The sequence below is a fragment of the Streptomyces sp. WM6386 genome, from assembly GCF_000972385.1.
Classification (GTDB): Bacteria; Actinomycetota; Actinomycetes; order Streptomycetales; family Streptomycetaceae; genus Streptomyces.
On sequence record NZ_JXTE01000020.1, the window covers coordinates 26,865 to 39,252 of the forward strand.

Annotated in this window: 17 protein-coding genes; 16 read left to right on the forward strand and 1 reads right to left on the reverse strand. The window is 66.9% G+C overall.

Translation table 11 applies throughout. The features are described 5' to 3' along the window. Positions 1-967 precede the first annotated feature (967 nt). The 3 genes from TN53_RS47270 (at position 968) to TN53_RS14885 (ending at position 3,482) form a co-directional block, all read left to right on the forward strand. Positions 968-2,014 (forward strand): hypothetical protein, encoded by a 1,047-nt coding sequence (locus TN53_RS47270; RefSeq protein ID WP_159038129.1) that lies wholly within the window; start codon positions 968-970, stop codon positions 2,012-2,014. A 116-nt stretch (positions 2,015-2,130) separates the two neighbouring features. Further along, on the forward strand, positions 2,131-2,583 hold the full coding sequence (locus TN53_RS14880) for a GntR family transcriptional regulator (RefSeq protein ID WP_046258937.1): 453 nt from the start codon (positions 2,131-2,133) through the stop codon (positions 2,581-2,583). Further along, positions 2,580-3,482: a phosphotransferase enzyme family protein gene (locus tag TN53_RS14885; protein ID WP_046258938.1), complete on the forward strand. Its 903-nt coding sequence runs from the start codon at positions 2,580-2,582 to the stop codon at positions 3,480-3,482. Before TN53_RS14880 ends, TN53_RS14885 begins: the two co-directional genes overlap by 4 nt. Before the next feature lie 5 nt (positions 3,483-3,487). On the opposite strand, the gene TN53_RS14890 is transcribed toward TN53_RS14885, so the two are convergent. Beyond that, positions 3,488-4,861 (reverse strand): hypothetical protein, encoded by a 1,374-nt coding sequence (locus tag TN53_RS14890; RefSeq protein ID WP_046258939.1) that lies wholly within the window; start codon positions 4,859-4,861, stop codon positions 3,488-3,490. Between the two features lie 571 nt (positions 4,862-5,432). Here TN53_RS14890 and TN53_RS14895 point away from each other — a divergent pair. From TN53_RS14895 to TN53_RS14950, 13 genes are all read left to right on the forward strand, one after another. After that, the gene (locus tag TN53_RS14895; protein ID WP_046258940.1) at positions 5,433-5,720 is read left to right on the forward strand and encodes a hypothetical protein; all 288 of its coding nucleotides are present in this window, start codon (positions 5,433-5,435) and stop codon (positions 5,718-5,720) included. After that, positions 5,717-5,860, forward strand: a complete 144-nt coding sequence (locus tag TN53_RS47275; protein ID WP_159038130.1) for a hypothetical protein — start codon at positions 5,717-5,719, stop codon at positions 5,858-5,860. The genes TN53_RS14895 and TN53_RS47275 overlap by 4 nt, the downstream gene beginning before the upstream one ends. Then, on the forward strand, positions 5,860-6,873 hold the full coding sequence (locus TN53_RS14900) for a DUF2637 domain-containing protein (protein ID WP_046258941.1): 1,014 nt from the start codon (positions 5,860-5,862) through the stop codon (positions 6,871-6,873). Before TN53_RS47275 ends, TN53_RS14900 begins: the two co-directional genes overlap by 1 nt. Further along, positions 6,873-7,283 carry an RRQRL motif-containing zinc-binding protein gene (locus TN53_RS14905; protein WP_046258942.1) on the forward strand — a complete coding sequence of 137 codons (411 nt, stop codon included), beginning with the start codon at positions 6,873-6,875 and terminating at the stop codon, positions 7,281-7,283. The genes TN53_RS14900 and TN53_RS14905 overlap by 1 nt, the downstream gene beginning before the upstream one ends. Beyond that, positions 7,283-7,483 (forward strand): hypothetical protein, encoded by a 201-nt coding sequence (locus TN53_RS14910; protein WP_046258943.1) that lies wholly within the window; start codon positions 7,283-7,285, stop codon positions 7,481-7,483. Before TN53_RS14905 ends, TN53_RS14910 begins: the two co-directional genes overlap by 1 nt. A gap of 2 nt (positions 7,484-7,485) precedes the next feature. Continuing rightward, positions 7,486-7,803, forward strand: a complete 318-nt coding sequence (locus tag TN53_RS14915; RefSeq protein WP_046258944.1) for a hypothetical protein — start codon at positions 7,486-7,488, stop codon at positions 7,801-7,803. 2 nt (positions 7,804-7,805) lie between these two features. After that, the gene (locus tag TN53_RS14920) at positions 7,806-7,976 is read left to right on the forward strand and encodes a pRL2-8 (RefSeq protein ID WP_199924575.1); all 171 of its coding nucleotides are present in this window, start codon (positions 7,806-7,808) and stop codon (positions 7,974-7,976) included. A gap of 26 nt (positions 7,977-8,002) precedes the next feature. Further along, positions 8,003-8,329, forward strand: a complete 327-nt coding sequence (locus tag TN53_RS14925) for a hypothetical protein (protein WP_046258945.1) — start codon at positions 8,003-8,005, stop codon at positions 8,327-8,329. A gap of 78 nt (positions 8,330-8,407) precedes the next feature. Beyond that, complete coding sequence (locus tag TN53_RS14930) at positions 8,408-10,648, forward strand: cell division protein FtsK (RefSeq protein ID WP_046258946.1); 2,241 nt, start codon at positions 8,408-8,410, stop codon at positions 10,646-10,648. A 141-nt stretch (positions 10,649-10,789) separates the two neighbouring features. Further along, complete coding sequence (locus TN53_RS14935; RefSeq protein WP_046258947.1) at positions 10,790-11,065, forward strand: hypothetical protein; 276 nt, start codon at positions 10,790-10,792, stop codon at positions 11,063-11,065. Continuing rightward, positions 11,062-11,253, forward strand: coding sequence for a hypothetical protein (locus TN53_RS14940; protein WP_046258948.1), 192 nt, complete (start codon positions 11,062-11,064; stop codon positions 11,251-11,253). The genes TN53_RS14935 and TN53_RS14940 overlap by 4 nt, the downstream gene beginning before the upstream one ends. Before the next feature lie 13 nt (positions 11,254-11,266). Then, entirely contained in the window at positions 11,267-11,872 is a 606-nt protein-coding gene (locus tag TN53_RS14945) for a hypothetical protein (RefSeq protein ID WP_046258949.1), read from the forward strand. Positions 11,873-11,875: 3 nt separating this feature from the next. Beyond that, positions 11,876-12,328: a hypothetical protein gene (locus TN53_RS14950; protein WP_046258950.1), complete on the forward strand. Its 453-nt coding sequence runs from the start codon at positions 11,876-11,878 to the stop codon at positions 12,326-12,328. Positions 12,329-12,388 lie beyond the last annotated feature (60 nt).

Consider the following 12,388-nt stretch of genomic DNA (forward strand, 5'->3'; position numbering starts at 1 on the left):
TGGATGGCGCACGTCTGGTGGGACGAGTTCGTTAGGCAGGGCCCTCAACACGCTTTCCAACTGTCTGCGCGGCCATACAGGACCGTTCATAGGGGTTCATGGGGCAGGTCAGAGGGGTGCGCGTACAGCTGTGAACGGTGGCGGCCGTCGGTGCATTGGACAAAAACCGGAACAACGAGGCGGCGTTGAACAGGGCGCATGCGGGGCCTGCGTCCTACGGACGTCCATTTAGGTGAACGTTGGCCGCCAGTTGGAATCGGTGCATCGCCTGACGGTAGGCCCGAGTCAAGTCCTGGTCGTTTGACAGCCATTCGAGGGCGGTCATCTCGCCAGCACGGGCCGCCCTTGCATCGCTAAAGACCCGTGCCGTGATGTCGCCCAAGGCCTCGCTAACTGCGGCTGCCCCCTCCAGAACGTCGATCGACCCCTCTATTGCGACTACGGCCAAGGCATCGTCGAACCGGCCTCTGTCCTCTGCCCCCTCGATCGCAGTACTCGAAAGAGTCTGCACCAGCTCAGTCTCTCGCGTAGGTGCAGATAGTTCCGGGTGGGTACGATCCACACGCGTGGCGACGGGGACCCGAAGCATGCTGTTGGCCCACGAGTTGGCCTCGGTGATGAGCCTTACGTAAGTGTCGTGCTGATGCTGGCGCTTCACAGCGTCGACGGCCCCTCTAGCCTGCCTCTGCCCTGCGGCATACCCGGCGAGAGCCGTGACGAGCGCTCCCGGTACGCCGATCAACGCGGCTATCACCCCACTGTCCACGAAAGGCAATCTTGCCCGAGGTGTGTCTGTTGAGGCGACCGTTCCAACAAATAGTGGCGGCCGTCAGCGCAGTGAACATGGGCCGGGGCAGCGAGCGGCTCAGATGTGGGGCCGGGGCGTCTGGAGCTCAGGGGGCGCTCTAGTCGTGCGCGGCATCAGAAACGCCCTACGCCGCACTGAAGGCTGTGCGACGATGCGTCCATGTCGTGGGAGCTTGCGCTCGAATACATTAGGTCCTTTATCTGGCCCATCATCGTCCTAACCCTAATTCTGACCTTCAAAAAGCAAGTGGGGAGTCTGATTGGCAGATTGAACTCTGTAGAAACGCCTGTCGGCTCAGCCAATTTTGGAGAGAAGGCTGATGCCGTGGGGCAGGTTGCTGCTGAAATCGGAGATGAAATTTCCTCGCAGTTGGCTAGCGTGGAGCCTAGTGACAGTGATGACGGTGAAAAGCCTGAAGGTGGTGAGGCATCAGGAGATTCTCACCGCGAGCATCTGGATATTGACAACGATGTAGAAGTCCGCATCAGGTCCCTTATTTCCAGAGAAGGTTCTGATCCCACTTCCACCGTGCTGAACTCGTGGCGTGCCGTTGAGCAAGCCATGGCGAAGTCGCTACGAGGTGACGTCGGAGAAAATGCTCCGAGTGGCCATCTGATTGATGCCGTAGCGAACCAGCGACTCCTGTCTTCTCAGGTAATATCGTTGGTGAATGATCTGTTCGAATTGCGGAATCAGGTAGTTCATGGAGCCGGAGTAGTGATTACGGCAGCAGAAGCGGAGTCTTATCAGAAAGCAGCTACGAATGTAATTGATGCTTTGGCGCTAACAGAGTCTCCTGGTTACCGGGCCGTGAAGTATGAGGAAAGGGTATATTGGGCCCTGCATTCCTTGGCTGGAGATTCGATTGATTCGATTGAGCGACCCTTTGGCGGTAACGCGGGGTGGGACTCCTTGGTTACGCTCGCCAGCGGTAAAATCGTCGCGATCGAAACTACCTATCGAATTCGTCAGCCACTTCGTGCGAGGGAGGCAGAGCAAAGAATCGATAGAGTGCGGGAGAAGGTGCGATTGAAGGTGGGAGGGGATGTCCCTGTTCTCATTATCACCAATTCTGCATTGAAGCCTGATGTTGAAGAGCTTAATCGAGTTCGCTCTGGTGCTGCGCCCTCTGCCGAGGTGATCCAATGGAACGGCCGGGAAGACGATGATTACCTGCTCCGCGCCCTGGGTCGTGCTATGGGATAAGAGGACTCTCCGGCGGGATCGGTTTCTCGGGGCAGCGCGGAGCCGTCCCGTCGTGGGATGGTAGGGGCCAGGGCGACACCGGAAGATGCCGGCATGGTCGAAGAAGAGGAGCACACGTGCCGCAGGGCAGTCCGCGAGGTACGTACCTGGGGGTCTCGGAATCTCTCAGTGAGAAGATCAGAAACGGCGAGATCACTGACGCACTGCCGTCTCAGTCGGCCCTCGTGAGCGAGTACAGCGTGAGCCGCAGCACCATCGAGCGGGCCCTTGCCGCGCTCAAGGCTGAAGGCGTCATCGAGTCGGTACAGGGTGCCGGGTGGTACGTCTCCGGGAGCGGTGACCGCCGGCCGCTGGTTGAGAAGGTGACCGACCTGTTGCGGGCAGACGGCGTCAGCGTCGGCGACCGCTTCCCCACCGAGAAGGAGCTGTGCGAGCGGTTCGGGGCGTCGCGGACTGCCGTCCGTTCTGCCATCGCGCAGATGGAGGGGCAAGGGTTCATCGGCAAGGGTGCCGTGCGAGGGCGGGAAGTGCGTGCATTGCCGGCCGGACGGGGGACTCAGACGGCATGACGACGACCGAGCGCACCGAGTTCGACGCAGACGCGGCAGAGGCCATCCTGCGGAAGGCGTGCGAGGTCGGCGGCGTGGACCCGGACGGAATCGAGATGCTGCGATTCGGGGACCACGCGGTATTTCGAATCGACGGCGGCCGGATCGTCTCAAGGGTGGGCCGTAGCCCTGATCGCCTCCCCTCGGTTCAAAGGGAAGTGGCCGTAGCGGAATGGCTTGCTGCTGCGGAATACCCGGCGGCACGTCTCGTGACAGAGGCAGAACAGCCAGTCGTCATCGAGGGGCATCCAGTGACGTTCTGGGAAGGCCTCGCTGACGGGGAAACGTACGCGAGTACAGGCGAGATGGGTGAACTGCTGCGGCGGCTTCACGAACTGGAGTCGCCGACATTCTCTCTGCCGCCCCTTCGGCCATTCGATAAGGTCATGCAGCGTCTGAACCGTGCCACTATCCCGGACAGGACCCGTGCTTTCCTTTTGGCCATGGCAGATGATTTGGCGGGCGAATATGGCCGTCTCCGGTTCGCGCTTCCAGCCGGGCACCTACATGGTGACTACAACGTGGGTAACGTCCTACATGATGGGGTCGGGCACCCGAAGGTCATCGATCTAGACGGGTTCGTTACAGGTCCGCGAGAGTGGGACCTGATGCAGACCGCCATGTACTACGACAGCTTCGGTTGGCACACGGAAGCCGAGTACGCTGATTTCATTTCCGGGTACGGATTCGATGTGCGGAAATGGTCTGGATACTCCGTGCTGCGGAGCGTGCGGGAACTCTTGATGGTCACGTGGCTTTCGCAGAACGCCGGTACCGACCCGCGCGCGGCGGAGGAAGTTGAGAAGCGGGTGGAAAGTCTTCGCTCGGGTGGCTCTCGTCGGGATTGGGCACCTTTCTAGGTGCGTCAACCGACCTGTTGCCAGAGGCGGAATCCACGGGCCTGTTCCTCGAACTCAAGGAAGTCCGTAGCTCGCTTCATTCCTGGCGTCACCCGGCCCTGGAACTCCCGCACGTACTGAACACAACGTGCGGATTTCAGACCCTCGCCAAGTTGCATTGCGTTCAACGCGATGCTGAATCCTTGACCGATCTCGCCCTGATTGATGTACGCCTCAGCCTGAACCATCGTCGCGAAGAAGTCGCTTCGGTTGTTCAGGCCGTCTCCGAATATGGAACCGGCGCCTCGCGCCGTAGCTTCGACGGAGCGCCCCAGGTCACGGAAGCAATGGCCTATCTCGGCTGCAAGCTCGATTTCGTCGAAGTACGCGATGTACGGCGGATCACTGTCTGGGGTTCGCAGACCCAGCATGCGTTCCGCCTCCGCGAGGGCGAGGTCACACCCTCGCTCATCCCCGAGGCGGGCGAGTGCACGCGCCTCCATGGCGCGGAACTGTGCCGCCATCGTCGGCCCGAGGGCGCTGGCGGGACCTGTGTATGCCGCACGGGCGAGCGTCGCGGCGTCCTGGTACCGCCCGAGGAACGTGGCCTGATGGCTCATAGCCGACAGGATGCTGCCGCCGAGAAGCCTGTCACCGGATGCTTGAGTCATGCGCAGGGCCTGAATGAGGTACCGCTGAGCGATGCCGTGCAGGCCGCTGTCATACGACATCCAGCCGGCGAGTAGGAGCGCTTCGGCGACGGCCGAGTGCAATTCCTTGCCCACCGCGTCGGAGTACTTCCCGTCAAGCATCGGACGGACATCCGTGTGCAGGTACTGAATCAGCGCACGCCGGGCGTGGCCACCGCCGAACTTGCCGTCGAGCATGCTGAACGCGTCGGCTGTCGAGCGAATCATGTCCACGTCCACGGAGCCAACCGCGCGATTGCCTGTCCGCGCGAGGTCGCCGTCTGGAGGGGCGACGATCCAGCGCAGGGAAGCGGCGTTCCAGGCTGCGGAGTCCGGCTGCGCCCGCACCAACGCCTGAGCGTCAGCCAGATCGGCCCGCCATAGGTCGGACACGGTCTTGGCTACCGTCTCTGGCTTGTCCGGGAACTCAAGGCCAAGGTCCGGCTGTACGGCGGACACCGCCGCGCTGCCCATCCCGATGTCGTCAATGGTGAGCTGACGTCCCAGCTTGCGCCCGATGGCCTCAGCGATGAACTGGGGCATGTTGCCGCGCGGTATGGAGCCCTTGAGCCACCTGGTGACATACGTGTGGTCACAGGTGATGGCCTCGCCCGACCGTGCGGCGGCAACAACCACCGCGCGAGCAAGCGACTTGTGGGAGAGGTCGGCTTCCTGCATGAGTGCAGCCAGTCTTGCGTTCTGGTCTGCCATCAAACCCCCAGAGAAGAGCCGTAGTGCCAGCTTGACCCATCGTCACTCTACGCAGGTCAGGGCCGGGGTGTAGAGGGAGTTACGTAGGAGTGCACGAGTGCACCCCCAAGTACACGCTCCCGAAGTGCCCGCTGTTTGGGGACAGTTGAACCACCACCGCACGGGAAGAGCCGGCGGCCCGAGTCGATAGCGACGGGGTTGACGGCGCGGAATCCTTCTGCCAACGTGAGTGGTAGGTAATACACACCACGCATCGAGGTGTGTATGCCGAGTTGCAGCGCCCGGAGGAAAGCCCGCAGGGGTCAGTACGAAGGAAGCGCCAGTTCCTTGAGAACTCAACAGAGTGCTTTGAGATTGACGGGGCTTGACCCCGTCCCCGCGGCGGCCGGGTGATGACCGCCGGTAGCCCCGGCATTTCGCCGTGAGGGCGCGAGATCGGATCTCGCCCGGGGTGCTTGGCCTGCCGCTTTCTGTGCGGTTGGCCCTCGTGACGGGGCGGTCGCCCTCCCGGACAAGGACAGCCGACCGCCCCGCCTCCCATTCCCGACACCAGCAAGAGGAGAGATCCACCATGCGTACCTACATCGGCCATCACCAGGCCGTGTCCACCGATGAGTTCGTGGAACTGGCGCTCGGTACCCCGGTTGAGCTGTGGCTCGGGGTTGAGGGGGAGAGCGAGGAGGAGCGCGCGGCCCGTCTCGACGCGGCCCGCGACATCCTCGCCGACACCCCGCACCTCGCCGACGACGTCTCCCGCATCGCGGCCGAACTCATCGAACTGAAGCCGGAGTTGGTCAACGTCGTTCCCCTCGCCCGCCCGGCCGGGCGCCGGGCTTCCCGGAGGGGGGCGGCGGCATGAGTGAGGGCACGAACTTCGAGGACCGTATGTTCCTGGAGAGCGAGGCTGTCTATCAGCGCATCCTCGACGGCCAGGTCACCGACGTGCAGGCAGAGCTGATGGACGCGCAGTTGCGGGCGTCCGAGGCAGGTGAGCAGTGATGGCCACCGCCGACACCGTCGCCGCCGTGGAACATCCGGCCGTGCCGCCGCTGACCCGCCCGGAGATGGGGATTGCCGGTATCGGCGCACTCGCTGCGGCCGGCGTCGGCGCGCTCGGTCTGATCTCTTCCTTCGACGCTGTGTCGGCTGCCGCGCTGCGCTGGGGTTTCGCCTCGCCGTGGATGCTGCCGGTCGGTATCGACGTGGCTATCCCGGTGTTCACCGTGGCCAACCTGCTGTTGATCCGCATGGATATGGCGCTGGCGTGGGTGCGGTTCGTGCCGTGGGCACTGACCCTGATCACGTGCGGGCTGAACGTCGCCGCCGGACATGGTGTGTGGGCGAAGGTGGCGCACGGCACGATGCCGCTGTTGTGGGTGGTGTTCTCCGAGATCGGCGCGCACGTCTACGCCGTGCGTATCGGCGCGGTGACTGGCCGCCGGATGGAGAAGATCCGGTTCTCGCGCTGGCTGCTCGCCTTCCCCTCCACCTTCGCGTTGTGGCGGCGCATGACGCTGTGGGAGATCACCTCCTACGCGGAGGCGCTGGCGCGGGAGAAGGAACGGCAGTTGGCCCGCGCGGAGTTGCGCGAGCGCTACGGCCGCAGGTGGCGGCGTGAGACCCCGCGGCGTGAGCGCGTGATGTTGCGCATGGGCGAGCTCGCCCCCGTCACGGTGCCGGTTACCCCCGAACCGCAAGCCCCGAGTGACCCGGAGGAGTCGAAGCCCGAGGTGGCCAGGCCCGCACGCAAGCGGCCGGTCAAGAAGAAGGCGGCCCCGGCGCAGCGCACGCCGGCCGAATTGCTGGCGGAGGCGCGCACGGTCACGGCCGACTGGCCGGACAGTCAGATCAACGCCGAAGCGCTGCGCAAGGCTCTGCACTGCGGGGCGGCTCCGGCCCGGCAGGTGCGGGATGCCCTGCTCGCTGAGCGGGCCGACGGCCGCGCCTTGCACCCCGTCAACGTCCCCGACGCCACCGCGTCCGGTGACGAGACCGAGGGGGTGGCCGCGTGATGGCCGCCTACGCCAAGTGCTACGACCCCTCCGGCGCCCGGTTCGGAGTGCCCACGTTCCCCTGGAAGTTCGCCCCGGACGGCTACGCCACCCGCCGTCAGCTGCGCGCCCGCGGCCTGCGGCCGGGCGGTCAGCCGGTCGCCGCGCAGGTGATGCGCCATCACCGGGGCCGCAAGGGCGGGGTGCAGGTCGCCTACCTGTACCGCATCGAGTTGGCCAAGCCGGTCCGCCCGATGACCTCGCGGCGCTGCGGAGCACTCGCGCTGGCGATGCTGGCCCGCCGCACCTGCCCCAAGTGCCGGGTCGTCTACAGCTACTGCCTGCCGACCTCGCTCGGCTGCTGCCTGCTGTGCGCCTACCCCGACACCACCCACCCCGCCGATCACGGCATGCCGAGCAAGGGGGCCTGATGCGTATCCGACACGAGTCCCACAACGACGACGCCGCCCGCACGGAACGCCTGCTCGACCGCGCGGACGTCGCCTTCGACTGCGACCCGCCCACCGAGCTGCACGCGGACTTCGAGTCCGTCGTCATGGAAGGCCTGCTCACCGACAAGGCCGTGCCCGTCTACCCGCCCGCCGGCCACACCTACCCGAGGAGGGGCTGACCATGGGCAAGCCCAACACCCGCCGCGTGGACCGCGAAATCCTGCTCGTACAGCGCAAGATCGAGGCCGTTCGCCGGCAGGAGTGGTGGCCGCTGACCGGCTCGGAGCGCCGTCAGATCATGGCCGCCCTCGCCGGAGGCTCGCTGAAGGTGGCGCGGGGCAAGAGCCCCGCCCGGGCGGAACGCAAGCTGGAAATGCTGACGCAGTCGGTCATGAACCGACTCACCGCGGAACTGACCGCGCTGCAGAACGAGCGGCAGCGCATCGCGAACGACTTCGCCACCGCCAAGGCCGCCAAGAAGTCGTCGAGTTGGTGGTGACCATGGCCGGCACGGAGACACCTCCGGGCGAGTGCCCGCAGTGCTGGCAGCACGCCCACGACCGGCGCGCACACCGCCACCTGAAGCCGCGCGAGGACTGCGCGCAGTGTGTTGACCACATGCGCAACGGCCACCCCTACATCGTGCCCAAGCCGAAGTCGCGCTGGTGGTGAGCTCCCCTGGAAGGAGGCGTTCGGCGATGCGCCTGAAACGGATCACTCATCTGTTCCGCAGGTCGGCTGGCTCGCTCGATCGGCCGCTCCCGGACGACTCGGCGCGGTTCGTGTGCCTGTCGGGCCGCAACTTCGGCGTGCACGGCGTGATCCCGGCGTCGCATGCCCGCTTCACGGTCAGCCGACGCCGGGCGTGGGGACACGACGTCCGCGCCTATCCGACCTTCGGCCGCGACGGCACCCCGCTCACCGTCATCTACACCCGCGTCGCCTACGTCGACGACCCCGGCCTTGACGTCCTGGTCACGGTCTTCGAATTCCCCGCCGGCAGCGCACTCGCGCCCGGCATGTAAGCCGACGGGCCCGGCCGCCCACCTCCTACAGCGACGACCGGGCCCACCCTCCCGCCAACTGTTCGGAAGGAACCTTCAGTGAAGCACCCCGACGACGACAACGAACTCTTCGACCGGCTGGAAGCCGAGTTGGCCGCCGACTCTCGCCCCGATTCCGGGGGCGAGGTGGTCGACCTCGACAAGGCACGCTCAGCCCGCAGCGAGTCGGCCGACCCGAGTGCCCGACCCGACGCCGACCGGTCGGCCGACTCCGGCCCCGGTCGGTCGGGTGCCGAGTCGGGCGACCCGACCGCGCGCGTGATGGTCGACCAGTCGGCCCCGGCCGCGACCGGTCCGGGCTATCTCGGTCGGCTGGCGTCCGCCCGGCGCCGCGCGGTGGTCCCCGAGTGGCTGCGCTCCACCGCGGAGCTGCGGACCGCTGCGGCGTGGGTGGCCCGGCACTACGCGCACTCGCTCGGCTATCACGCGCTGCGCTCCCCGGTCTATGCCGCCCGCCTGACGCTTCAGGCGCCGACCGGGGCCGCCCGGTTCGTCGGGGGCACCGTGCGGTGGGTGGCCGATCGCGAGGGCGAGCCGGTCCGCCTCGCCGCGGTGCGGCGCGAGGACGCTGCCGAGTACCTGAAGCTCTCAAGGCAGCGCGACGGACGGGTCCGCCTGCGCACCCTGGTCGCCGTGCTCGCCCTGTTCATCGGACTCGGCTCCGCACTGGCCATCTATGTCCTCGCCCCCGACTGGCTTCAGGCCCTGTCGGTCGGCGCGGTCGTGATGGCGCTGGGGGCCGCCGGCCGCAAGGCGGACGCCCCGGTCATCCACCGCGCGGTGGAACTGCCCACGGCGGTCAAGCTCACCAGTGACATCGTGCTGCGTGCGCTCGGCTCGCTCGGCATCCCCGCCATCAACCAGGCACAGTCCAAGGGCCGGGACGGGTTCGAGTTCACGGCCCCGATCACCCGCGACGGCCCCGGCTGGCGCGCGGAGGGCGACTTGCCCTTCGGCGTGACGGTCACGGACATCATCGAGCGGCGCGAGCGGCTCGCGTCTGGTCTGCGCCGTCCGCTGGGCTGTGTGTGGCCGGAGGCGGTACCGAACGAGCACACCGGGCACCTCGTGCTGTGGGTCGGGGATCAGGACATGTCCAAGGCTAAGAAGCCCGCGTGGCCGCTGCTGAAGTCGGGCAGCGTGGACCTGTTCAAGCCGGTCGCGTTCGGCACTGACCAGCGCGGACGCTGGGTTGAGATCACGCTCATGTACATCGCGGCCGTGATCGGTGCGATCCCGCGCATGGGCAAGACGTTTTTGCTGCGTCTGCTGCTGCTCATTGCCGCGTTGGACCCGCGGGCTGAGCTGCACACCTACGACCTCAAGGGCACCGGCGACCTGGACCCGGTCGGCAGCGCCGTCTCCCACTGCCACCGTGCGGGGGATGAGGAGGAGGACATCGAGTATGCGGTGCGGGACCTGCGCGCGCTGCGTGAGGAACTGCGGCGCCGGGCGAAGATGATCCGCTCGCTGCCTCGGGATGTCTGCCCGGAGTCGAAGGTGACGTCCGAGCTGGCGAACAAGGCGTCGCTGGGTCTGCATCCGATCGTGGTCGGGGTGGATGAGTGCCAGGTTTGGTTCGAGCATGACAAGTACGGCAAGGAGCTCGAAGAGATCTGCACCGACCTGGTCAAGCGCGGCCCGGCCACCGGGATCGTGCTGCTGCTCGCCACGCAGCGGCCGGACGCCAAGGCGCTGCCCACCGGCATCAGTGCGAACGCGTCGGCCCGGTTCTGCCTGAAGGTCATGGGCCAGCTGGAGAACGACATGGTGCTGGGTACGTCCGCCTACAAGCGGGGCGTGCGCGCCACCATGTTCAGCTGGGGAGACAAGGGCATTCACTACTTCGTGGGTGAAGGCTCCGACGCCCGGATCGTCGGCTCGGTCTACGTGGACGCTCCGGCTGCCGAGGCCATCGGTGCCCGTGCCCGCAAGGCGCGCGAGATGGCCGGCACGCTGTCCGGCTACGCGCTCGGCGAAGAGCCGGAGCCGGACACGTCCAGCGCGTATGACCTGCTGCGCGACATCCTCGCCGTCGTCCCGGCCGACGAGCCCAAGGTGTGGTCCGAGACCGTCGTCGCCCGGCTCGCCGAACTGCGGCCCGAGGTCTACGACGGCTGGGACCCCGAGGGTCTGGCCGCAGCGTTGAAGCCGCATGGCGTGTCCACGATCCAGGTGGGGCGCCGGGTTAAGGGCAAGGTCGTCAACCGGCGTGGTATCGACCGCTCCCACATCGTCGCGGCGATTGCGGAGCGTGACGGAAATCGGGACGCGGGCTGACCCTTCGGGGCCGCTAGCGCTAGCGGCACACCCCGCTAACGTTAGCGGCCCCGCTAGCGCCCCAAACCCGCTCTGATCAGGCCGCTAGCGGATAGCGGCCCACCTGCGGAAACCCCCGAAAACCCGCCCGGAGGGCCCTCCATGCCCCTTGTCCTGCTCGCTATCACCCTGCTCATCGGCGTCACGCTCTGTTATGTCGCGGTGTGTGCGGCCTCGCCGTTCGGCGACTGCCGCAAGTGCCACGGCATGGGCCACAAGCTCAAGGCCGACCGCAAGGGACGGCTCAAGCGCGGCAAGGACTGCCGCCGCTGCCACGCCACCGGCAAGCGCATACGCGTCGGCCGCCGGCTCTACAACCGCTTCGCCCGCATCTACCGCGCCGGCACCGACACCCCGCGTCCGGAGGGTTCGCGATGACTCTGACCATTTCCGCCGTGCTGCTGTTCGGCATCGCCTCCGTCGTCGCCGTCAAGACCCGGGCCGCCAACGCGGGCGGCGCGGTGCTGCTGTTCCTGTTCGGCTTCTTCACCGCCGGGACCGGCGCCTACGGCCCCATCCGCGACCTCGTGGCCTCCTTCGTCCGCTTCCTGTCCCAACTCGGCTGAGAAGGGAACTCCCATGCACGACACCACCGTTGCCACCCACCGGGTGGCCGCCGCGCTGCCCAAGGCCGTGCCCGCGCTCGCCACCTCCACCGTGCTGATCCTGGCCCGCATCTGGAACGCCCACGGCGCCGAACACTCTCTCGGCAACGCCGTCCTCATGACCGCCCTGTCGCTCGGGGCCGCGGCCGCGGGCGTGGTCGCGGGCAACACCACCGGCGACAACGTCCTTGTCGGCACCGCGTTCGCCGCCTCCGGCGCCCTCGCCTTCGCGGGCGTGGCCGGATACGCCGACGGCCTGCCGCTGCCGCTACTGCTGTGGTCGTTGGCCACCGCCGGCGCCTACGGCCTGGCCGCCCGCTACTGGCGTACCGACCGCCGCGAGACGGTCGCATACGAGCGGCAGACCAGTGAGCGGCGCGAGGAGTACGCCCACATCGAGCGCGTCGAAACCCTCCGTTCCACCACGCAGATCGAAGTGGCCCGTAGTGGCGCCGCCTACGCCGAATCCCTCGCACAGGCACTCGTCACCCGCGCCACCCTGCCCGGCTTCGACCCCGCCGCCCTGGAACGCGCGGGACTGCCCGCGCTGCCTTCCGCCGCTCTCACCAAGGAGGACTGAGTCATGTTCGAGATCCGCGTCGTGTGCGACCCCGACGACGGCGACCGCGTTCAACAGGCCCTGTCCGAGGCGTTCACCGTCGGTCCGGTACGCCAGTTCCCCACCCGTGACACCAAGCGGCTGCGGTTGTACGTCACCGCCGACCATCGCAGCAACGCCGGACCATGGCCGGAGCCCGAGACCGCCTACGCGCTCGCCCCGAGCATCGTTAGCGAGATCGGCTGGACTGCCGAGCAAGCCGCCAAGAAGCCGTTCGGGACCCGATTGCCGCGTGAATTCTGGCTCCGCAAGGCGGCGCTCCTGGACCGCATCGCCCTCCAAGACGTGGGAGGCGACGCGGCTGAAGTGGCGGACGACGCGGCCGAGCGGCTGATGAGCATGGATGAGGCGGCAGTCATCTGCGACCCCCGCCACTACGTCCGGCAGCAGTACGCCCACTGGGCCAAGAACCAGTAGCAACGCCCGTGGGCGGTGGCCTCCCGGACAAGGACAGCCCACCGCCCACGGTCTCCAGAT

Excerpts from the sequence above, each read along its gene's own strand:
- TN53_RS47270 (WP_159038129.1), top strand. The coding sequence starts at position 968 with ATGTCGTGGGAGCTTGCGCTCGAATACATTAGGTCCTTTATCTGGCCC.
- TN53_RS14885 (WP_046258938.1), top strand. The coding sequence starts at position 2,580 with ATGACGACGACCGAGCGCACCGAGTTCGACGCAGACGCGGCAGAGGCC.
- TN53_RS14905 (WP_046258942.1), top strand. The coding sequence starts at position 6,873 with ATGGCCGCCTACGCCAAGTGCTACGACCCCTCCGGCGCCCGGTTCGGA.
- TN53_RS14935 (WP_046258947.1), top strand. The coding sequence starts at position 10,790 with ATGCCCCTTGTCCTGCTCGCTATCACCCTGCTCATCGGCGTCACGCTC.
- TN53_RS14950 (WP_046258950.1), top strand. The coding sequence starts at position 11,876 with ATGTTCGAGATCCGCGTCGTGTGCGACCCCGACGACGGCGACCGCGTT.
- TN53_RS47275 (WP_159038130.1), top strand. The coding sequence starts at position 5,717 with ATGAGTGAGGGCACGAACTTCGAGGACCGTATGTTCCTGGAGAGCGAG.
- TN53_RS14925 (WP_046258945.1), top strand. The coding sequence starts at position 8,003 with ATGCGCCTGAAACGGATCACTCATCTGTTCCGCAGGTCGGCTGGCTCG.
- TN53_RS14890 (WP_046258939.1), bottom strand. The coding sequence starts at position 4,861 with ATGGCAGACCAGAACGCAAGACTGGCTGCACTCATGCAGGAAGCCGAC.
- TN53_RS14900 (WP_046258941.1), top strand. The coding sequence starts at position 5,860 with ATGGCCACCGCCGACACCGTCGCCGCCGTGGAACATCCGGCCGTGCCG.
- TN53_RS14940 (WP_046258948.1), top strand. The coding sequence starts at position 11,062 with ATGACTCTGACCATTTCCGCCGTGCTGCTGTTCGGCATCGCCTCCGTC.
- TN53_RS14945 (WP_046258949.1), top strand. The coding sequence starts at position 11,267 with ATGCACGACACCACCGTTGCCACCCACCGGGTGGCCGCCGCGCTGCCC.
- TN53_RS14920 (WP_199924575.1), top strand. The coding sequence starts at position 7,806 with ATGGCCGGCACGGAGACACCTCCGGGCGAGTGCCCGCAGTGCTGGCAG.
- TN53_RS14895 (WP_046258940.1), top strand. The coding sequence starts at position 5,433 with ATGCGTACCTACATCGGCCATCACCAGGCCGTGTCCACCGATGAGTTC.
- TN53_RS14915 (WP_046258944.1), top strand. The coding sequence starts at position 7,486 with ATGGGCAAGCCCAACACCCGCCGCGTGGACCGCGAAATCCTGCTCGTA.
- TN53_RS14910 (WP_046258943.1), top strand. The coding sequence starts at position 7,283 with ATGCGTATCCGACACGAGTCCCACAACGACGACGCCGCCCGCACGGAA.